Source organism: Aquimarina sp. MMG015 (assembly GCF_018100855.1).
GTDB lineage: Bacteria > Bacteroidota > Bacteroidia > Flavobacteriales > Flavobacteriaceae > Aquimarina > Aquimarina latercula.
Window position 1 is genome coordinate 24,179 of sequence record NZ_JAGJEB010000011.1, and the last position, 22,450, is coordinate 46,628.

A 22,450-nucleotide genomic window follows, 5' to 3' on the forward strand; every position below is an offset into this window, starting at 1 on the left:
GCAGGCAAAGATACTACTCTCTACAAAAACTAAATACATAAACTAAAAAGTTGAGCAATCTATTGTATAAGATAATCTAAGTGTATCTGCTAAGTTCGTTTGAGCAATTTCACGATAATGATGAAAATCTTCATTAAAATTTCCAGTAGAATATGTAAATCTCACCTCAATATCTGAATTAGGTTTTGTTCTCAAATAAATCAGAGTATCCTTTTCTTGTTCAAATATATTTTGTGTCCCAAACGAATAAGAGATATTATCATTATCAACAATACCATTACCAACTGTCAAAGGTTCATTATTATTATTTCTAATTTTCAAATTCAATGCTAAAATAACCGGATACCAAGCATCAACATCTTTTATATTTTCCTTACCAGGAATAATACTATCTTTTTGAATTATTTCAGTATAATATGATGTCCCGTAATATTGTTTTAGAAGATTATATTTTTTCCCTAAAACATGGTTATAAGTTATAGAATAATTACCTTTTTCATCTGTCCAAACAGAGTCAACTGGATCGGTAAAGCAGCCGTTTAGAGAATTAGAGAACCTACAATCTATTGTTCCTAAAACTAGCTTAAAATCCTTAACATCAACCTTTCTTTCTACATCATACACCCGCCCTTTTAGAGTTGTTAAAACTGAAGTTTGATCATCATCAGACCCACAAGAAATTAACAATTGAACTATAATAATAGTTAAACTTTTTAAAACAAACTTCTTCATATTTAATATTTATTAGATCAATGCAAACGTAGTATATATATCTACTTATTATTTGTAATAAATAAGTAGATATGAATTTAGTTTCGCAGAAATCACAAATACAACAATTAACTATTTAAATCGTATAAACACACCTTTTTCAAAATAATAACTAGGAGTATAAATAGTAGTATTTTCTTCAAATCGATACCAAGGAGAAATATCAGTATCTTCAAAATTCTTAAGCAAGCATACATTCTGTGCTGGTGTATTTCCTTGTGCTAACAAAAATAGTTTCTGCCCTTGATCATTTACTATTTCATCTACTATTATTTCTATATGACCAGGAGTTCCTGGGTTTACTAGCATATCACCAATAGTCAAATCCTTTATTTTTACTTTTGGTAATTCTGTATGCAAAGATAACGTCCCCGCATACGTATAGACAAGATTCAAATATTTATAAAAATTTGATTTGGAAGAATTCGGGGTAGCTGTCTTATGAAAGGTTACTTTATTACCTCGGATCTTAGGTCTAAAACCTTCTGCATACTTTTCCCAAGAACAATAATGTCCCGAAGTAAAATTAAATCCTATGTCATCTTTTCTATTTGCATCCCAGAGATATTCTGCTCTCATTCTCATTAAAGCATCCGCACATTGTTGCAATCCATTAGCAGGAACAGGAATTTCTAAAATGGCATCATGCCAATTCTGTGCAAAGTATCTAGTATTATCATAATTTATAATAGGAGAACCGTGTTTTTTCAATTGATAATGACGAAGATATTCTTGAAAAGAACCTTTTGGATATGCTTTTCTTTTATATCCTTTCGGAAGTTCAACTCTGGTACTAATAGAATCTCCTAATTCATTAATATAACTAGGTGTTGAGATTGTGTTTTCTATGATTCCTTTAACATGGTTAGTTAATTGTTTTCCTTTAGAATTCATTCTAAGAATGACTATTAAAGCAATAACACCTAATCCAATTAAAAAATATTTCTTCATAAAAACAACATATACTAAGCAAGATACTTAAAAAAGAAAAAACCAGGGTAAACCCTAGTTTTTAACAAGCAATTAATCCCCTGATAACCATATGATTTAAATTCGATATTTTTGAGTATGATCCATTTATTAAAAATAATAAAACATTATTTAATCGTATTCTTATTATTATCTTCTTTTTCTACTCCTGCACAAGAACTTGATAGTTTATACAATATCCTGAATACTAAAAAAAATGATTCAATTATTGCCAAAGCTCACGGAAGAATAGGTTGGCTTACAATGTATACTGACTCTAAAAAAGCGCTACAACATCTAGATTCATCTCATGCCATTTACAAAAAACTTAATGATGAGAGAGGCTTAGTATACACTTCTTATCGAAAAGCTGTTATAAACAGAACGATAGGGAATTTAGAATTAGCGCTTAGCCAAATGAATTCATTTAAAGTATTTGCGGAGAAAGAAAACAACGAAAAGAATATAGCAAACGCTGCCTTCCAGTTGGGTGTTATTTACAGCGAGATGGGAGATTACCCTAAGGCTTTAGAACAATACCAAAAAGCAATCACTATTTATGAAAAAAATGACAATATTGATAGCATAGGTTTTGTCTTAAATTCAATAGGAATAATCTATAAAAACACAAAACAATATAACAAAGCGATACAAACGTATAGAAAAGCAATAAAAATTCATAAAGGAGAAAAAAATCCTAATCGTTTAAGTGATGTATATTATGGTCTAGGTTCAATTTTTAGTGAAAAAAAAGCAACAGATAGCGCTTTAAAATACTATCGAAAATCAATTAAATTAAATAAAATGATTGATAAGAAATGGGGACTAGCTCTTAACTTTACTGAAATTGGAAATATTTATAGAGAAGAAAAAAAGATAGATAGTAGTATTTATTATTTAAACAAATCTTATGAACTTCAAATCGAAAACAATTTTAATTCAAATTTAATTTTAACTATTGCTAACCTAGTATTGTTAGAAATTGACAACAATAATTTTAATAGAGCTGAAACTTTATTTAAAAAAGGTATTTCTATTAAATCTGCATCCAAAAAATCAAAAAGAGAGATGTATAGGTCAGGATATCTGCTATATAAAAGAAATTCTAATTACAAAAATGCCTTAAAAAACCTTGAACAATTCAACACCTTAAATGATAGTATAATCAATGAAAGTGTATTAAATAATGTTAATCAATTAGAAATCAAATACGAGACCGAGAAAAAAGAAAGAGAAATTGCAGAACAGAAAATTCAGATTCAAGATCAAGAATTAGATTTAATCAAAAAACAACGACAAATCACTTTATGGTCAATTACTGGAGGTATTTTAGCATTAGTATTAGGCATTACCTTTTGGTTCAACAAAGAAAGACAAAAGAGAAAACAACAAGAAATTGAGAACCTTCAGAAACAGCAAGAAATTATAAAACTAGAAGCTTTGGTCTCAGGTGAAGAAAAAGAACGAGTACGGTTAGCTCAAGACTTACACGATGGTATTAATGGTGATTTATCGGTCATAAAATTTAAAATGAATTCTTTAAACAAAAAAGCATTTTCAGAGACCGAAACAAATACGCATATCCAAGCCATAAGCATGCTAGATAATGCAATTGATCAGGTTCGTAGAATTTCACATAATCTAGCACCTCCATCCTTGCATAATTTCAGCTTGTTAGAAGCGATCAAACAGTATTGTAATAAAATACAACAAACAAATCCTTTTACTATTGATTTTCAAGATTTCGGAAACCCTTCTTCTTTTGATAGTGAGAAAGAAACTGCTATATACCGAATCATTCAGGAACTATTAAATAATATCGCTAAACATGCTAAAGCTACCGAAGTTTTAGTTCAGCTAAACAATACCGAGGAATCCTTAGAAATAACTGTAGAAGATGACGGCCAAGGGTTTGATACTCAAAATGTCAAAAATGGAATTGGCTTGCAAAATATTGCGTCACGGGTTTCTTTCTTAAAAGGTAATCTACATATAAACTCAGGAAATGATGGCAGTGCTTTTATCATTACTATTCCTTACCTAACTAGTACGAAAATCTCATGATTAAAATATGCATTTTAGACGATCATCAAATGATCATAGAAGGATTAGAATCCATGTTAAAATTAGAAACTGAAATCTCTGTAATTAACAGTTTTACGCATAAAGCAAACTGTTATGATTTTTTTGAAAAAGAAACTCCTGATGTATTACTTCTAGATATTAATCTTAAAAATGATAATGGGATAGCAATATGTGGTGAGCTCTCTAAAACATATCCCACTATTAAAATTATTGGTGTTAGTAATTACACAGAACCTGGTTTTATAAAAAACATGCTAAGAAGCGGAGCCAAAGGATATCTTCTAAAAAACACTACACAAGAAGAACTGGTAGACGCGATTAAGACCGTTATGAATGATCAAACATTTTTACCTCGTTCTGTAGAAACTATTTTATTAAATGATAGTATTGGTTCGCCTCAATCAAAAAAAAGTATTCCAAAATTAACTAGACGCGAAAAAGAAATACTACAGCTTATCAGCGATGAAATGACAAATGCAGAAATTGCAGAAAAATTAGTAGTTAGTATTAAAACTGTAGAAAGTCATCGAAACAATTTGTTGCAAAAATTTGGAGTTAAAAATGCAGCTGGACTTATAAAAAATGCTATGAATATGGGTTTTATTTCTTAACCAATTAAAAAACTCAGGGTTTACCCTAGTATTCACATTTACAACATATTACTGATTCGCAGCATCACTTCATTTTAGACCTTAGCTATATAATTATAAGCCATGTCAAAAATGAAAAAAATACTTCTTCTAATTATTGCTAGCTATTTAATTAGTTGTAGCAATGACGATTCTACCACAACGAATCAAGCGCCAGCTAATTTTACAGTAACTACAGAAATAATAAATAATGATGTTACTATTTCTTGGACTGAAGCAACTGACCCTGAAGGAAACCCGGTAACTTATGATATTGTATTAAATTCTGAAAATATCCGGACCAATGAAGAAAACACATCGTACCAAATAGACAATTTATCTTATAACACGAACTATGAAGGAAGTGTTACCGCCAAGGATACCGATGGGTTAACAACTACCAGTGATTTTAGTTTTACAATTGATGAACAACCAAATACCGCTCCTACCGAAGCATTGTTAATAGTCCCAGAAAACAATTCTAATAGTAACGATGTAGAAATCACACTTTCTTGGCAAGCTGCTTCTGACAATGAAAATGACCCAATAACCTATTCCGTATTCATTAAATCTGGAGATGAAAGTTTCGTACAATATGCAGGAAACCTAACAGAAAATCAGTTCAATTGGCCAGGTGGGGGCATTGATGAATCTCATCAATGGTATATAGAAGCAACAGATGACAAAGGAGCAAAAAGTACTTCAGAAACATTTTCATTCAGAACCATAGAAAACACTACCGTTAATTATTCTAATCAAGAACCTCCTTTTCCGGATAGAGATAGTCACGCTACTCTTATTTTTAATGATAAAATCTACCTTATTGGAGGCGGTTTAAGTACTGGAGGTGCTCGATATAATGACGTATGGGTTTCTGAAAATGGAAAAGAATGGACAGAACTAACGACGGGACCAAAATTTACAGCTCGCTTATGGCATAGTGCAGTAGTTTTCAATAATAAAATATGGATTATTGGTGGCAACGCAGCATATAGTAGCGGAAACGAACTGAATGATATTTGGAGTAGTGAAGATGGTGATACTTGGATACAAGAAAATGCAAATCCAACCTTCGCTCCAAGGTATGGTCACAGAGCTTTAGTATATGATAATCATATATGGGTGTTTGGCGGTCGAGATGTAACTATAAGTTTTAGTAGAGAAGAAGTATGGAAATCTGCGGATGGAATTAATTGGACACTCGTTACAGACAGTGCTAATTTTGGTGCAGCCTCTTTTGATGTTGTTGTTTTTAATGACAAAATGTGGAAAATTGGTGGTCGCGGATCAGGGGTATTTAGTTCTACAAATGGAGAAAATTGGCAGGAAGAAATAAACGAACCAGCTTTTGGAAGATTACGATTTCAACATTCTTGTGCAGTTTTAGACGGTAAACTATGGCTTTTTAGTGGTTATAACGACACCCATCTAAATCCCCCAATTACAGATGCCTGGTATTCTAATGATGGTAAAGAATGGTTCTTGTCAAGTGACAATATTGGGTTTCAAGCAGTAAATTTTACCAGTACAGCTTTTAGAAATACCATCGTAATTATAGGAGGTGCAACCGGAGGATCAGGAAGAAATGCTGTAAACGACATCTATCACATCACACCAGACAAATTTCTTAATTAACAGCGATGAAATGAACTACAAAAAGTAAGTTAATATCACCCAAAATGATTACTGGTGAATTCCATTTGACCTTAGAAAAAATAAATATAAACAAATGAAAACAGGACACACTTTTATAATAATACTAGCCTTATTCCTCATAGGATGTTCTAATGATGACGAAACTATTATCAACACAGAACAAGAAGGGACCAATACTGCTCCATTAGAAGCAAAACTTTTAGGACCAATTAATGGAGCAGAAGTACAACAATTTCTAAATATTACGCTTAGCTGGAAAGGAGAAGATCCTGATAACGATTCATTAACCTATGATCTTTTGTTAGGAAAAAGATCTAATCAGCTCGAAGTGTTGGTCGAAGGAATTGAACAAGAAAGTTATACCATAGATTTCTTAACTACAGGAGAAACCATATATTGGAAAGTTATAAGTAAGGATCCCGATGGATTAATCAGTGAATCTGACATTAACGGATTTAATATTTATGAAAATATCTTCGAAGGAGATTATACCATAACTTCTAACGAAGATTTAGAAAGTTTTGCCGCCAATGGTTATACCAAAATAATTGGTGATTTATCAATTGCTAATGTTACAAAATCAGAAAGCAATGATTTAAAAACACTTAACAAACTAGAAGGTTCTCTTTTTATAAAAGACACTAACTTTTCTAATTTTGATGGGTTAAACAATTTAGAAATATTAAAAGGAGACCTTAGTATAAGAAGTAATGATTTTTTAAAAAATATAACAGGATTAAGTAAAATTCAAAAACTAGAAAAAAGTGTTTTTATTGAAGCAAACCCATTACTATCTAGCTTACAAGGAGTTGAAAACATCAATCAGTCTATGGAAGGATATATTTCAATTCAGAGCAATACCACTTTAACAAATCTGTCCCCATTATCAAATCTGCTATATGTTAGCAATGATATATATATAACAGGAAATGGAAATATTACAAACTTAGATGGATTACAAAACTTGCAAGCGACGGGTGGATCGTTAGTAATAGGTGACGAATCTAACTTAAGTTCTGTAGGTTTGAATAATTTTCAATCTGTTAATTCTTTAAGATTAATTAACATTGGTAAAATCACTGAAATAAATTTTGAAAATCTAACTGTAGTAAGAGGAAATATATCTATCCAATCTAATAACATTTTAACCAACATAAATGGTTTTGAGAACATTACTGGCGAAATATCCGAAGGTTTAGGTTTATTTATTATTAATAATCCTCTATTAACAAATATTGAAAGTTTACAAAATTTGACAACACTAGAAGAATTAAAGATTTCTAAGAACATAATGTTAAAAGAGATAAATTTTAATAAACTTCTAAATGTTCAAGAAATAGAATTAAACGAAAATGATAATCTGATCAATATTCAAATGGGAAATCTAGAAAGTGTCACCGACAATTTTGAGATTACTGCTAACCCATTATTAACTGATTATTGCAGTTTAGCAAGCTATGCTAGTATCGCACTTACAGAACAAAAAGAAATCACCACTGAAGGAAATCTGTACAACCCCACTACAGAAATGATCTCTACTAGAGAGGAATGCAGACTATAATCTTACTAAAATTCGCAAAAGAAAACACTCATGAAAACACTATATTATTATGTATTGACAATGGCCCTGATTATAAGTAGTAGCTGCTCAAATGATGATGAGCAGTTACCTTCCCAAGAGCTAGAAACAGAGAATAAAGCACCACTAAAAGCAACACTTTTAGGGCCAACAAATGATGAAGAACTACAACAATTTGTAGACATTACACTCTCTTGGAAAGGAGAAGATCCTGATGGAGATCCGTTGACTTATGAAATTCTATTAGATCAAGATCCAACGCAACTACAAACAATAGCAAGTGCTATTAATGAAGAAACGTACACTATTGACCACTTGATAGCGGGAGAAACCTATTACTGGAAAATACGCAGTACAGATACCAATGATCTTACTAGTCTTTCGGATTTAAAAAAATTTAGTATTTATGAAAAAGTTTGGGAAGGTAATCTGTCGATCTCCTCACAAGCGGATCTAGATAATTTCGAGAGTAATGGATATACTAGAATTGCCGGTAATTTTTTTGTAGGTCAAATAGAAAATCCTAGATCCAATCAATTAAAAACACTTCACAAAATAGACGGTGGTTTGTGGTTTTCTAGGAATAACTTTATTGATCTCGAAGGCTTAGAGAATTTAACAAGTGTTGGAGAGCTAGGGGTTATGCTCACTAGTAATAACTTTCTCGAAACTATAGAACATCTCAAAAATCTCAAAAAAGCAGGTAGTATCGTTATTGATGACAATCCTTCATTAATCTCCCTCGATGGACTTCAAAACATTACTGAATTAACAGGAAGGTTTTTTCTAGCTGATCTTCCATTAATAACAAACTTAGACGGATTTCCTGAAGCTATTAAAGAAATCCCAGGAAATCTTTATATATCAAAATTGCCTATGATTACCAATATAGATTCACTACAAAACATTGAAAAAATCACTGGAACTTTAAACATAAATTTTACAAGCCTTAACAATTTCAATGGATTAAGCAACCTTACAGAAATTGGTGAAGATCTAAGAGTTACTTATAATGATGATTTAACGACTGTTAATTTCCCAAATCTAGCAATCGTCAAAGAATATTTTAATATTGCGAACAATGAGAACCTTACTTCCCTGAATTTTGATGTGCTATCATCACATATAGGCACTATTGCAATCATTTCAAATCCCATGCTTTCGGAAATTACAGGGTTTAACAACTTAACGACCGTAACCGATTATTTAAGTATTCTAGGTAATGATTCACTCATTAAAATTGACGGTTTTAATAGCCTTAGTGAAGCTACAGAAAATTTAAACTTACAATTTCGAAACAATGATATTTTAGAAACAATAAGTGGATTTAACAGCCTAACAAATGTAGCTGAATTGACCATTTTCAATAACGATAATATGTCATCAATTATTTTAAATACTATAGAGACTGCAAATACTATTTCATTGAATAATAACGATAACCTAACAAACATTGCACTAGAAAATCTAAACAATGTCGCGACAAGCTTTGAGATTAACACCAATCCGATATTGACCAATTATTGTGGATTATCTAATTATGCTTCCCTTGCCGTACAAGAACAAAAGGAAATTGATATCCTAAACAACGGATATAACCCCACTACCGAAATGATAGCCAACGCAACACAATGTCAACAATAAACAAAAATGAAAAAACTTATATATATCATCATGATAATTTCTAGCGGTATATACGGGCAATTAACAGGTCGTGTGGAATACAAAGAAGAAGGAGTAACTTTTGACATCCCTACAAACTGGGTTGGACAAGAAGTAGAAGAAGTTTTTATTATGGGATCTCAGGAAGAAGCCGGCTTAGTAGCAATTACTACGCATCCCACTAGGAACTTAAAAGAGCTACAAGATAACATGAAATTAGGCTTACAAGAAGGAGGAGTTACACTTCGTCTAAAAAACAACCTTAAAAAATTATCCGACACATCAGTAGAAGGTATGTATGAAGGTGTTATAGACAATCAAAAGGTACAAGGAAATGCTATTGGGCTATTAAATTCTTATGGAGAAGGTATCGTCATATTTTCTTTAATAAGTCCAGATTTATATTCTAATCGAACTTTACAAATAGGTAGAGAAGTAGCTAATAGTGTACGTTTTAATACTCCTCAACCATCTAACAACTCTTCTAATGGTTTAAATGCAGCTCAAGTAACCAAAGATTTAGGAGGCAATAAACTAATTTACTCAGAAAGTTATTATTCTAATACTCCTGGTGGAGGTGGTTATGAACGAAGCAAAGAAATTAATCTATGTCCTAATGGCGCATTTACGTATTACGGTAGCAGCTATCTAAATTTTACAGATCCCAATTTTGATCCTTATAGAAAAAATGGCCAAAGTCACGGCACCTGGAAATTTATAGATCAAAACGGGAGCGTATATCTAAACTTAAATTACAGAAATGGTAGTAAAGAAAATCTTCTTGTGCGCTATAAAGACGACAAAACATTTCTTGATGGAGGCAGATATTATCTAGGTGATGTAACGTGTTATTAAGAGATTAAAAACATTTAACAAGATCAAATGCAACGTATTATTAAGATTTTAAGTCTTTTATGAAAAGATAATAACACATATATACCGTAATAAATTAAAAGTATAATCGCATTGATTATACTTTTTTTATTTAATAAAATATACAAGTATAAATTAACAAAATATTAATAAACAATCTATTTTTTCCCTTTGTCTTTAAAGTAATTCACAACATAATTTAAACAAGACAATATGAAAACAACATTTTCACTTCTAATCGCAGCACTAACATTATCAACAACTTATGCCCAAGAAAATTCTTCATTTGGATTTAAAAAGGGAGATATTACCATCTCTGGAACTATGAGTTATTCTTATCAAAACTCTGATTCTTTTAGAAATGAAATAGATGGTAATGCATATCGATTCGAAACGAAAGGACATAATTTTAGCATCATCCCCGAAATAGGTTACTTCGTATCATCGCATTTTATGACCGGTTTAAAATTTGGATATATTAGTTCTAAAACAGAAAGCTTTGATAATGACCTTTATGATTACACATCTAAAGGAAGAGGATATAGCACTAGCCTTTTCGGAAGATACTATTTCACTCCTCAAAAAAGAGTTTCATTATTTATAGAGTTAGAAGCCGGTTACACAAAAAACACAATAGATTCTGATAGAGTATTTCAGGTTAATGATCTAACATCGTATACTAATAAAGTTCAAAATTATAGTGTAACAGCAGCTCCTGGAATAAATGTATTTATTAACAAAGATCTTTCTTTAACTTCTAGAATTGGTCGTATCGGATATTCGAATATTAAAGACAATTTTAGTAACTCTAATGGAGATACGGGAACGAATAAAAGAGACAGTATTGATGCTAGTATTTCTTTAAATAACTTCTATTTTGGAGTACTCTATAGAATATAAGCTAGAAGCAATAATTCACAAAAAAACCGATACAACAAGTATCGGTTTTTATTATTTAAAAGACATTATGCCTGTTTTATCCTCCAAAGTCATCAAATCTGATATTCTCATCAGGAATACCAAAATCTTCTCCCATTTTCTGAACAGCTTTGTTCATTAATGGAGGCCCACAGAAATATAATTCAATATCTTCTGGAGATTCATGATGATTCAAATAATTATCGATTACACAATTATGTATGAATCCAACAAATCCATCTCCTTCGGCATCTATATCACTTTTCACCTTCCAGTTATCTTCTTCTAAAGGCTCAGAAAGTGCTAAGTAGAATTTAAAATTAGGGAAGTTTTTCTCTAAATCATAGAAATGATCTAAGTAGAATAACTCACGTTTAGAACGTCCACCATACCAATACGTAACTTTACGTCCTGTTTGTAATGTTCTAAATAAGTGATATAAATGAGAACGCATTGGTGCCATACCTGCACCACCACCTACATATAACATCTCAGCTTCGGACTCATTGATAAAAAATTCTCCATAAGGTCCAGAGATAGTTACTTTATCTCCTGGTTTTTGAGCAAAAATATATGAAGATGCCACACCAGGATTTACATCCATCCATCCATTTTTACTTCTATCCCAAGGTGGAGTAGCAATACGCACATTAAGCATAATCTCTCTTCCTTCTGCTGGGTAAGAAGCCATAGAATAAGCTCTTTCTACAGTTTCATTATTTTTCATTACTAATGGCCATAAACCAAACTTATCCCATTCTGCCTGAAACTTATCCGGTGTTTCATGTTCTTCTGGGTGTGCAGTAATATCAATATCAGAATATTTAATCTCGCATTGAGGAATTTCAATCTGAATATATCCACCAGCTTTATATCCCATATCTTCAGGAATCTCTACAACGAATTCCTTGATAAAAGATGCTACATTATAATTACGTACAACAGTAGCTTCCCATTTTTTAATTCCAAATACTTCTTCTGGAACCTCGATATTCATATCCTGTTTTACCTTCACCTGACAAGCTAAACGTGCTCCGTGTTGTAATTCCTTACGAGAAAAATGTGGCGTTTCTGTAGGCAATGCTTCTCCTCCACCTTCTAATACGTGGCACTCACATTGAATACAAGTTCCACCTCCACCACATGCAGATGGTAAAAATATTTTTTCATTTCCTAAAGTAGATAATAAAGTTCCTCCAGAAGCAACTTCAATCTCCTTTTCACCATTAATAGTAATTTTTACAGGTCCTGATGGTAATAATTTATCTTTTGCAAATAATAAAATCCCTACCAATACCAAAGTAAGTACCAAAAACGAAATAATGGTGATAGCGATTGTTCCAAGTGTTGACGCTAAAAATATCATATTATTTAAGTGTTGAAACGTTAGTGTTTTCTGCTACTTCTTTAGCAGCTTTCTCTTCTATCTGAACAGTTTCCTGTTTCTTTGATTCCTCTTCATCTCCTCCTGTAAGCATTCCTCCGAAACTCATAAATCCAATTGCCATAAGTCCAGTTAGAATAAAAGTGATTCCTAATCCTCTTAATGGAGCAGGAACATTAGAGTATCTAATCTTTTCTCTAATCGCAGCAATAGCAAGAATTGCTAAGAACCAACCAATTCCTGATCCAATTCCATATACCGCAGCATGAGAGATCGCTGGGAATTCTTTTTGTTGCATAAACAATGATCCACCAAGGATTGCACAGTTTACTGCTATTAATGGTAAGAATATACCTAATGAGTTATATAAAGACGGTGAAAACTTCTCAACAATAATTTCTACTAATTGTACCATCGTAGCAATCGTAGCAATAAAAAGGATAAATGTTAAGAAACTTAAATCATAATCTGCGTACTCAGGACCTAACCATATTAAAGCACCTTCTCTAAGTATATACTTATCTAATAAAAAGTTTAAAGGTACTGTAATTGCTAAAACGAATATAACTGCAGCTCCTAGACCCACAGCAGTAGATACCTTTTTAGATACCGCAAGGTAAGAACACATTCCTAAGAAGAATGCGAATACCATGTTATCTATAAAGATCGCTTTTAAAAATAATTCTAAATATTCCATTTTTTATAATTTTTAAATTGCCAGTGGTAGCTTCATACCACCAACAATTGTGAACTTTCTAGTGATCTTCGATTAGTGCTTTATTTCTACTTCTCTGAATCCAAATAATGATCCCTACAGTTATCAAAGCCATTGGGGCTAATACCATAAAACCGTTATTTTCATAACCAAAAGCATACAATCCAGTTTTCTCTATTGGATCTCCCAATACTTTAGCACCGAACAATGTTCCTGATCCTAATAGCTCTCTGAAAAATGCTACAATTATCAATAAAACTCCATATCCAGCCGCATTACCTATACCATCTAGAAAAGATTTCCATGGTCCATTTCCTAAAGCAAAAGCCTCAAAACGTCCCATAATAATACAGTTGGTAATAATCAGACCAATAAATACCGAAAGCTCCTTACTCAATGTATAAGCAAAAGCTTTTAATACTTGATCAACTACAATTACCAAAGCAGCTACTACTACTAACTGTACAATAATTCTAATTTTTGACGGGATAATATTTCTCATTAATGAGATCACAACATTACCAATACCAAGTACAAAGATTACCGAGATAGCCATTACTATTGAAGGCTTTAACTGGGCAGTAATTGCAAGTGCAGAACAAATACCTAATACCTGGATAGTAATAGGGTTATTATCCGCTAGAGGATCTGTTAATAATTTCTTGTTTTTCTTCGAAAACAATGGCTCTTTAGGCTCTTTTACTTTAACTTCAACTTTTTCTTCTGTTACTTCAGCCATTTGTTATTTTTTTAAAGTTTCGAAATAAGGTTGATACATCTTAATTCCTTTCTTCACCATTGCAGTTACACCATCTCCGGTAATTGTAGCTCCCGCCATAGCATCTACTGCATTATCATCTTTTCTTACGTTTTTAGGATCTCCATTACCTTTCTTTACTGTAATTCCTTTATAATTTCCAGAAGCATCTAAAATACTCTCTCCAATAAAGTCATCTCTAAAATAAGCTTCTTTGATATTAGCTCCTAAACCAGGAGTCTCTCCTTTATGATCAAAAAAGGCACCTTTCACAGTTTTAAATTGTTTATCTAAAGAAACATATCCCCAGATTGCATCCCATAGACCATTTCCTCTCATAGGCACAACATAAAACTCCTGACCGTCTTTTTTACCAATAAACAATGGCATTTTTCGCTCATAATTTGGATCCTGCTTTACCTTATCATTCTCCTTCTTCACTTCTATATTAAAAGCATCAGTTGTTTTCTTAGCAGAATTTCCAGTAATGATATATTGCTCATCTCCTACATATTTATCAAACAATTCTTGTGCTTTTTCTGCAGGTACAAATTCGTTAGGATCTTCCGTATCCGAAATCCCCATTGCGAATAATATATTCTGCTGCTTTTCTGTGATTTTATTAGCCGTTATATTTGGTTTAAGTACCGAAGATATACCTGCTAATATAGAACCTACCACAACTACCATTGCAACTGCAAAGATAATTGTATATGAATTTTTATCTGTATTAATCGCCATAACTAAGCAGTTTTTAATTTTAGACGTTTCATTCTTTTCTTAACATTTCCTTGAACCACGTAATGGTCAATTGTAGGTGCAAATACATTCATCAATAAAATTGCTAAAAACACACCTTCTGGATATGCTGGATTAAACACTCTAATTAATATTGAAATAAATCCAATCAAGAATCCGTAAATCCATTTTCCTTTATTGGTTTGAGAAGCTGTTACAGGATCTGTAGCCATAAAGACAATACCAAAAGCAATACCTCCTACTATTAAGTGTTTCCAGAACTCTAGATTCATTAATGCATAAAACTTACTAGATTCTGCTATCCAACCAGCATTGGTAACTCCATTAAAAATTAGTCCCATAACCAATGTTCCTAACACAGCACTCACCATAATTCTCCAGCTTCCAATTTTTGTAAAGATTAAGAAAGCAGCTCCTAACAATATCAATAATGCCGAAGTCTCTCCTACAGAACCAGGAATAAATCCAAAAAACGCATCCATAACAGAATATGTAGCATCTCCAGAACCTAAAATATTTTTTCCTTGTGCTAATCCTCCCAAAACAGTCTCTCCAGAGATCGCATCTAACTGAGCACCTCCAGCAATTTCATTTGCTCTATCAACTGCTCCATGCACCCATACTTTATCCCCAGACATCCAAGTTGGATATGCAAAGAACAAAAAGGCTCTTATAGTTAATGCTGGATTTAAAATATTCATACCAGTTCCTCCAAATACTTCTTTACCAATCACTACTCCAAAAATAACTGCTACAGCCAACATCCATAATGGGGTATCAACAGGAACAATTAATGGAACTAACATCCCGGTAACCAAATAGCCTTCTTCTACTTCGTGTCCTTTAATAACTGCAAATAAAAATTCTACAGCTAACCCTACTCCGTAAGAAACTACCACTAACGGTAACACTTTCCATAATCCGATTATCAAATTATCAAGTGACCAAAATGCAGCACTAAAAAAACCATTAGCAGCCGCTTCTATTTCACCCAACGCTAAATAATGCTGATAACCTGCGTTAAACATACCAAAAATTAAACATGGTACTAACGACATGATTACAGTGTTCATGGTACGTTTTAAATCATCTGCTGCACGAACATGAGATCCAGAATGCGTAATCTCATTTGGCAGATATAAAAAAGTATGGAGTGCATTAAATGCGGGCGCCATCTTTTTATCTTTATACTTAAGTTTTAAGTTATGTAATTTACTCTTTAAACCCATTACCTTATCCTATTTCTTTTAACATTAAATCTAGTCCTTCTCTAATGATCTGCTGATGTGGTTGCTTAGAAACACATATAAACTCAGTCAATGCAAAATCCTCCGGAGCTACTTCATACATTCCTAATTGTTCCATAGCATCTAGATCGTTAACCGCACAAGCTTTTAAGATCTGCAATGGATAAATATCTAAAGGAAAAACAGTTTCATAATTACCGGTAACCACAAAGGCTCTATGTTCACCGTTTGTATTGGTATTTAAATCATATTTTTTATTCGGAAATAACCAGGAAAAAGTCAACGCTCTAGACGGAGATATCTTATTAAAAATCGGTTTATTCCACCCAAACAACTCATAATCATCACCTTCTGGAATCACAGTAATCATATCATGATAAAATCCTAAATGACCATCAGGCTTTACATTATCACCTGTAAGAACATTTCCGCTTATAACCCTAATATTATTATCTTTCACACCAGAATCATAAATAACAGAAGAAACTTCTGCACCGATTTTAGTTTTAAAATATTTTGGATTTTTTATTGAAGATCCAGCCAACGCAATGATACGTTCAGCGTTAAACTTACCAGTTAATAACAATTCACCAATAACAACAAGATCTTGTGGATTGACTACCCATACAACTTCTCCTTTATTTATCGGATCTACTTTTGCTATTTGCACTCCCACATTTCCAGCAGGATGAGGGCCACTTACATTGTGTAAGGTAATATTATCCAACCCGTTAAAAGGTGAATTATCCTTTTTCCCCACAGACACGTGAACATCTCCTTCTGTTAACTTACTTAACGCAGTTACTGCTGCTTGAAGCTCTTTATCTTTACCTGCTAATACGTGAGCTAGATCAGCTGCTAAAGGAGCTGTTGCATACGCAGATATAAAAATTGCTTTGGGAGCAACATCAGGATTAGCTATAACGTCATATGGACGTTGTTTGATAAAAGGCCAACAACCTGAAGACAGCAAGTGAGATTTGATCTCATCTCCACTCATTGACTTTACATCCTTTGTTCCAAAGTCTGTAAATTGTTGCTCTTTATCTGCTAAAATTTTAAATGCTAATATTTTTCGTTTAGCACCGCGAACAATTTCCACAACCTCCCCGCTTACTGGCGAAGGAAAAAGCATATTTTCATTAGATTTAGAGTGGAATAAGGGTTCGCCGGCTTTAACTTCTGTACCCTGTTTGGCAATAACTTTTGGCACAATACCGTGAAAATCGTCAGGCTTAATTGCGTAAACATTACTTTTGGTAGCTTCTGCAGTAACTTTCTCTGCTTCGCCAACAAGCTTAATGTCCAAGCCCTTTCTGATACGAATGTCTTTTGACATATTTGTAGTCTATGTTAATTAACTAAAAAAATCGTGCAAATTTAATAATTAAAACACGTAAGTGAAAGCTAGCACTCTTATAAGATTTTATTTATAATGTTTCTAAATAACAAGTTTTAGGCTTTAAAATCATCAACTCATTTTTAGGCATACATTTTGTTTATCTTTACACAGCTAACAATTCATTTAATGTCACAAAATCTTAAACAATTCTTACTAATTCTAGGAATATTTAGTAGTTCTTCATTTTTTATTACAGCTCAGCAAGTTACAAATGAAGTAAACCCTCCTGATCACATCAAAACCATTCAGCTATTTGGTAGCGAAGAATTTTCTGGAACACCTATTCTAAAACTCGGAGAACCTCTTCATATTAGATTTGATGATATCAATGGTGATGAAGTAGATTACTACTACAAAATCACTCACTATAATTTTGACTGGACTCCTTCTGTTTTATACAAAAACGAATACTTAAATGGCTTTGACGATATTAGAATCGTAAACTACGAGAATTCTTTTAACACCCTACAGATGTATAGCAACTACACTTTGAGAATCCCAAACGAAGACACAAAAGGATTAAAAGTAAGCGGTAACTATATGATAGAAATTTATGACGAGGATGATGAAATCGTATTTTCCCGGAAATTTATAGTATACGAAAGTGTAACAAGTATAAAAGCATACACAAAGAGATCAAGAAACTTAAAATATATTGACACCAGACAATCAGTACAGTTCGAAATAAGCTCTCCTAATGAGATTCTAAAAAACCCAAAACGAAATTTAAAAACATTAGTTATTCAAAACAATGATTTAAAAAATGCTATTACGGATCTCGTACCACAATTTACAATTGCGAACAGTTTAGTATATAAATACGATGTAGAATCAAGTTTTTGGGGTGGCAATGAATATCTTTTCTTTGACAGCAAAGAAGTAAGATCTCCAACTGCCAACATAAGAAGTATCGATCTTCAGAAAATATACCACAATTATTTATATACAGATATTGTTAGAGCCAATAGAATATACACCTACTACCCGGACATTAATGGTAGTTTTGTAGTAAGAAATTTGAGAGCCGAAAATAACAACACTGAAGCTGATTATGTATGGATGCATTTTTCTCTAGAATGCTACGAACCTCTTAATGGAGGAGAAATTCATCTATATGGAAATTTCAACAACTACGTTATAGACGACTCTACAAGATTGACTTATGATAAAGAAAATGGTATTTACTTCGGGAAAAAATTATTTAAACAAGGATTTAATAATTACAAATATGTCTTAGTAAATCCAGACGGCACTATTGATCCTGGATTTATCAGCGGAAACTTTGATGAAACCGAGAACGAATATATGATCATCCCTTATTATCGAGCACCAGGAGCAAGATATGACAGAGCAATTGGCAAAGGTATTGGCAATTCTAGAAATATAACAAACTAAGAAATTTAAAACCTACATTTCATCCTTGATCACAAGAAGTGTTTGAATTATTATTAATTACAAACACTAAATTAACAATACACTCTGATTATAAGTTGCTTCATTTAACTACCACCAACTTTTTTCGACATTAAACACGATAACAATACTTCTTTTCGCTATACTACTGTTACTAGTATTACCCGCATTAACTAATACCGATTTTATTCTATTTTAAAGACATTCAGAATTTTTATGTTTTGTAACGAAATACTGTTATTTTAGTCCCATTACGCAAACCATGAACTATACATGAAAGAAAAGGGGAGATTTCTTAAAAAATATAGAGGAAACGAGTGTTTAAACTGCCACGTACCTCTAGATGTTATTGATCGATATTGTCATAACTGTGGTCAAATAAACACTACCAAAAAACTATCGTTTAAGGATTTCTTTAATGAGTTTTTTGCGAGTATATTTTCATATGACTCCAGATTAAGACACACTGTAGTTGGCTTGTTATTTCGACCAGGAATGATTTCTAAAGATTATATCGAAGGAAGAAGAATAAAATATGCCAACCCTTTTAGATTTTACCTTAGTGTATCAATAATGTTTTTTATTATAAGTGGTTTATTTATTGATTTTGACACTATAATTACTAAGAATAATGATCAAGACAAAGAAGTATTAGAGATAAATTTATCTGATCAAGATAAGGATCAACAAAACGATACAACAACTAATGACACTACATCAACTTCTGACAATAAAGACGATAATGATTATGTATATTTTAGTGAGAAACAGCTAGACACCATGGATATGTTTACTGCTTTAAACAAACGTTGGAAAACATATAAATCACATTATAAAAAAACTGAGCAATTATCTGCAAGTATTGCTTTAGACAGTTTAAAGCACTCTAAAAATGGATATACCAAATACTTATACAAAAGAAGTATTAGGACAAAAAACCTAAACGAAAACCCGATGGAACTTCTTAAGTTTGTCTTTAACAAACTACCCTTCATCATCTTTTTCTTTCTTCCTTTTTTTGCGTTAACAATATGGATTATATACATAAGAAGACCTTTTAACTACATGGAGCACCTTGTATTCATTTTTCATACTCAAACCATGTTTTTCATCCTTATGGGAATTGCTATTTTAATTGATCAAATCACCAAAAGTGAAGTTGCATCTAGCATTGCGATGTTCATTTTTCTATTTTATCTATATAAGGCGATGCGTAATTTTTACCAACAAAAAAGAGCTAAAACTATTGTTAAATTTCTGTTAGTGAACGTATTATTTTTTATCTTAGCAAGTATAGGATCTTTAATTACGATCATTGGATCAATGTTTATTTTTTAATATGGTTGAACAAGTAACCAGAGGTATAAAAATTTCGGTGGACACCACCTTTGAAGGTACGTTCTTTAAGAACTATAAGATGCACTTTGCCTTTGGATATCGTATCACCATAGAAAATCAAAGTAAAGATTCAGTACAACTTACTTCTCGCTTTTGGGAAATAAAAGATGCGTTAAGTAACACTGAAATTGTAGAAGGAGAAGGTGTTATTGGCAAAAAACCCGTTTTAAAACCAGGAGAATCTCACACTTACAATAGCGGATGTCTTTTAAGTTCTCCATTTGGCGCAATGAAAGGACATTACAACATGGTTAATTTTACTTCTACAAGAAAATTTAAGGTAATCATCCCCAGTTTTAAACTCAGCTCTCCTTTTGCGCTAAATTAAGCCTCTTTATCAAATCAAATCTTATAACTTTCCCATCCTGTTCGATATGGCAGTATTTGCAATGTGAATCAAAAACGAATTTATAGCTTTTACTATAAACAAACATTGATTTAGGTTCAAACAACCCTCTAAAATCCTCTTGTCCATACTCGGTATATCGTCTTATTTCAAATAATAAACTTTCAGAAGATTCTTTCATAACGAAATATGCTCCACTACCGATTCCTGTAAGAAAACAAGCTTGTTCTAAAAAAACAGGTAATACATTTTTTTTCTTTTGAACAAAATTCGGTGTTTTCTTGTCAAAATAATTGGTAAGATTCTCTATAAAAACAGAATTTGGATATTCAATTAGACTACCACTTTCTACCTGATAAATTTTATTTTCCATAGACCCTTTTTCTACATTCCCCAAAGGACTTGGAGTAAACAATTTATTTCGCAATAACGGGGTTCTTATTTTGGATTTATCAGTGCTTTTTAAGATCGTATCTGTGACTATCCTAGAACAATTACTACCTTCTTTTCTAAACGTAGAATATGGGATACTTCCTTTATTTTGGACTTCCAACACATATTCTTTTGCCTTATCATAATATATATAATCACATACAGATGCAACTAATCGCCCACTACCATGCGTTTTTTCGGGATTTGCTTCCAACCATAACAGAAATTGATCAACATTAGACAATTTACCTTCTGAAGTAAAAGTCGCTTTAAAAGGAATTTCAAGCTCCACATCAGTCTCAGCGCTTCTTACTCTTCCTTTTCCGGGTGGAGTTATATAACGCCCAAAATCATAGTACTCTGCTATTCCTGTTTTATTCTCAATTAAAACAAAAGCAGCATGACCAGCCTTAATAACTCCTCCTTTTCCCAATCCAAAGAATTGCAACAAACTGGTAGATTTTTTTTCCTCGTCAGAAAAACGAACAAAAGTATCTGGAAAAGCTAGGGAAATTATTTTACCCGTGTAATTCATCACACGCTTAAAATTTTAATATTATACGTATTTTCAAATGTAAGATTGCATTCATAATTTACTTTCAAGCCGTTATTGCTTCAAAAGTAACAATATTTACTTCAGAATTCTGAAGATCCTCATAACGCATTGTAAGTTCTTCTTCGTTATTTTTAACAACCTGAGTCACACTTCTAGTCTTTAAAAAACCTCTATCAATCTGTAAATCTATATCCTTATTTCCTACCCCTGCATTCTTATGAAAATCTAGAAGAGTTTCTGGTGTTAATACATTTTCTTTTTCAAACACTTCAAACCAATCTTCTCTCTTACCCTTCATTTCGGAAGTATATAAAGTTGAAGATGACCAAATATAAATTTCTTTATCTAGTACTCTAAAATGTTTTTGCCTACCATCCCAAACTAATTCAAAAAATTCTAATTCTGATTGCCAATTTGCAGCAACTATAGTAAACGGTTCAATGCCTTTATAATCATAGTTCATAATTGCATCTTGCAAATTACTAGCACCTAACAAATCTTTAACTACTACTCCTCTACTTTGCCTGTAAGAAGCTAATCTTTCATGAATTTTAAAGCCTCCATTAAGAAGACAGATCATTGTATTTTTATCACTAATTCCAATCCAAGTTCCTCCAGCTACCGCATCTTTTGGAAATAACATTCTGGTTTTATCAACTTGATAAAACTCAGGAGCTAAAGTTTTTCTGTTTAATGCTTCATCTCGATTAGAGGTTAATATAAAACCGTTTTCTTGAGTGGGAATCAACGTTACTGTACACATAGATTTTTGGGTCGCATAAATTTTGCACAACTTACAAAAAAAAATACACACTATACATGTTTATAAAAGGTTAAAATAAACATTACCCTACATAATTTCCTATCTTTGCCGCTTGAAGTATTCTAACACATCTTAC

At 32.2% G+C, this 22,450-nt stretch carries 20 protein-coding genes; 10 read left to right on the forward strand and 10 right to left on the reverse strand.

The window, feature by feature from the left end; genetic code table 11:
- Nucleotides 1-42: 42 nt before the first annotated feature.
- The gene (locus J8L88_RS18590; RefSeq protein ID WP_118389438.1) at nucleotides 43-732 is read right to left on the reverse strand and encodes a hypothetical protein; all 690 of its coding nucleotides are present in this window, start codon (nucleotides 730-732) and stop codon (nucleotides 43-45) included.
- A 111-nt stretch (nucleotides 733-843) separates the two neighbouring features.
- Entirely contained in the window at nucleotides 844-1,722 is an 879-nt protein-coding gene (locus J8L88_RS18595) for a DUF4846 domain-containing protein (RefSeq protein ID WP_211061527.1), read from the reverse strand.
- Between the two features lie 117 nt (nucleotides 1,723-1,839).
- On the opposite strand from J8L88_RS18595, the gene J8L88_RS18600 reads away from it, so the two are divergent.
- The 7 genes from J8L88_RS18600 to J8L88_RS18630 all read left to right on the forward strand — a co-directional run bounded on the left by J8L88_RS18600 (nucleotide 1,840) and on the right by J8L88_RS18630 (nucleotide 11,124).
- Nucleotides 1,840-3,804 (forward strand): tetratricopeptide repeat protein, encoded by a 1,965-nt coding sequence (locus J8L88_RS18600; RefSeq protein WP_211061528.1) that lies wholly within the window; start codon nucleotides 1,840-1,842, stop codon nucleotides 3,802-3,804.
- A complete protein-coding gene (locus J8L88_RS18605) occupies nucleotides 3,801-4,436 on the forward strand; it encodes a response regulator transcription factor (protein ID WP_211061529.1) in 636 nt (211 codons plus the stop codon). The genes J8L88_RS18600 and J8L88_RS18605 overlap by 4 nt, the downstream gene beginning before the upstream one ends.
- A 111-nt stretch (nucleotides 4,437-4,547) precedes the next feature.
- Nucleotides 4,548-6,089: a kelch repeat-containing protein gene (locus tag J8L88_RS18610; protein WP_211061530.1), complete on the forward strand. Its 1,542-nt coding sequence runs from the start codon at nucleotides 4,548-4,550 to the stop codon at nucleotides 6,087-6,089.
- Nucleotides 6,090-6,183: 94 nt separating this feature from the next.
- Nucleotides 6,184-7,671, forward strand: coding sequence for a hypothetical protein (locus J8L88_RS18615; RefSeq protein ID WP_211061531.1), 1,488 nt, complete (start codon nucleotides 6,184-6,186; stop codon nucleotides 7,669-7,671).
- Between the two features lie 30 nt (nucleotides 7,672-7,701).
- Complete coding sequence (locus J8L88_RS18620; RefSeq protein WP_211061532.1) at nucleotides 7,702-9,333, forward strand: hypothetical protein; 1,632 nt, start codon at nucleotides 7,702-7,704, stop codon at nucleotides 9,331-9,333.
- 6 nt (nucleotides 9,334-9,339) lie between these two features.
- A complete protein-coding gene (locus tag J8L88_RS18625; RefSeq protein WP_211061533.1) occupies nucleotides 9,340-10,206 on the forward strand; it encodes a hypothetical protein in 867 nt (288 codons plus the stop codon).
- A gap of 231 nt (nucleotides 10,207-10,437) precedes the next feature.
- The gene (locus tag J8L88_RS18630) at nucleotides 10,438-11,124 is read left to right on the forward strand and encodes an outer membrane beta-barrel protein (RefSeq protein WP_211061534.1); all 687 of its coding nucleotides are present in this window, start codon (nucleotides 10,438-10,440) and stop codon (nucleotides 11,122-11,124) included.
- A gap of 76 nt (nucleotides 11,125-11,200) precedes the next feature.
- Here the strand turns inward: J8L88_RS18630 and nqrF are convergent, their stop codons facing one another.
- From nqrF to J8L88_RS18660, 6 genes are read right to left on the reverse strand one after another with little or no spacing between them, the layout of a single operon-like run.
- Nucleotides 11,201-12,508 (reverse strand): NADH:ubiquinone reductase (Na(+)-transporting) subunit F, encoded by a 1,308-nt coding sequence (gene nqrF, locus J8L88_RS18635; protein WP_027395709.1) that lies wholly within the window; start codon nucleotides 12,506-12,508, stop codon nucleotides 11,201-11,203.
- 1 nt (nucleotide 12,509) lies between these two features.
- Nucleotides 12,510-13,223 carry an NADH:ubiquinone reductase (Na(+)-transporting) subunit E gene (gene nqrE / locus J8L88_RS18640; RefSeq protein WP_027395710.1) on the reverse strand — a complete coding sequence of 238 codons (714 nt, stop codon included), beginning with the start codon at nucleotides 13,221-13,223 and terminating at the stop codon, nucleotides 12,510-12,512.
- Between the two features lie 58 nt (nucleotides 13,224-13,281).
- Nucleotides 13,282-13,980 carry an NADH:ubiquinone reductase (Na(+)-transporting) subunit D gene (locus J8L88_RS18645; protein ID WP_051336378.1) on the reverse strand — a complete coding sequence of 233 codons (699 nt, stop codon included), beginning with the start codon at nucleotides 13,978-13,980 and terminating at the stop codon, nucleotides 13,282-13,284.
- A gap of 3 nt (nucleotides 13,981-13,983) precedes the next feature.
- A complete protein-coding gene (locus J8L88_RS18650) occupies nucleotides 13,984-14,739 on the reverse strand; it encodes a Na(+)-translocating NADH-quinone reductase subunit C (protein ID WP_027395712.1) in 756 nt (251 codons plus the stop codon).
- 2 nt (nucleotides 14,740-14,741) lie between these two features.
- Entirely contained in the window at nucleotides 14,742-15,986 is a 1,245-nt protein-coding gene (locus J8L88_RS18655) for an NADH:ubiquinone reductase (Na(+)-transporting) subunit B (RefSeq protein ID WP_027395713.1), read from the reverse strand.
- A gap of 4 nt (nucleotides 15,987-15,990) precedes the next feature.
- Nucleotides 15,991-17,343 (reverse strand): Na(+)-translocating NADH-quinone reductase subunit A, encoded by a 1,353-nt coding sequence (locus tag J8L88_RS18660; protein WP_027395714.1) that lies wholly within the window; start codon nucleotides 17,341-17,343, stop codon nucleotides 15,991-15,993.
- Between the two features lie 189 nt (nucleotides 17,344-17,532).
- Between J8L88_RS18660 and J8L88_RS18665 the strand changes: the two genes are divergently transcribed.
- From J8L88_RS18665 to apaG, 3 genes are all read left to right on the forward strand, one after another.
- Nucleotides 17,533-18,801, forward strand: a complete 1,269-nt coding sequence (locus J8L88_RS18665) for a DUF5103 domain-containing protein (protein WP_035086827.1) — start codon at nucleotides 17,533-17,535, stop codon at nucleotides 18,799-18,801.
- Between the two features lie 291 nt (nucleotides 18,802-19,092).
- Nucleotides 19,093-20,157 (forward strand): DUF3667 domain-containing protein, encoded by a 1,065-nt coding sequence (locus J8L88_RS18670; protein ID WP_211061535.1) that lies wholly within the window; start codon nucleotides 19,093-19,095, stop codon nucleotides 20,155-20,157.
- A gap of 1 nt (nucleotide 20,158) precedes the next feature.
- A complete protein-coding gene (apaG, locus tag J8L88_RS18675; protein ID WP_027395717.1) occupies nucleotides 20,159-20,545 on the forward strand; it encodes a Co2+/Mg2+ efflux protein ApaG in 387 nt (128 codons plus the stop codon).
- Here the strand turns inward: apaG and J8L88_RS18680 are convergent.
- Nucleotides 20,520-21,530 carry a DUF6695 family protein gene (locus J8L88_RS18680; protein WP_027395718.1) on the reverse strand — a complete coding sequence of 337 codons (1,011 nt, stop codon included), beginning with the start codon at nucleotides 21,528-21,530 and terminating at the stop codon, nucleotides 20,520-20,522. The two genes, apaG and J8L88_RS18680, sit on opposite strands and share 26 nt — an antisense overlap.
- A 64-nt stretch (nucleotides 21,531-21,594) precedes the next feature.
- Nucleotides 21,595-22,314 carry an NRDE family protein gene (locus J8L88_RS18685; RefSeq protein WP_027395719.1) on the reverse strand — a complete coding sequence of 240 codons (720 nt, stop codon included), beginning with the start codon at nucleotides 22,312-22,314 and terminating at the stop codon, nucleotides 21,595-21,597.
- Nucleotides 22,315-22,450: the final 136 nt, after the last annotated feature.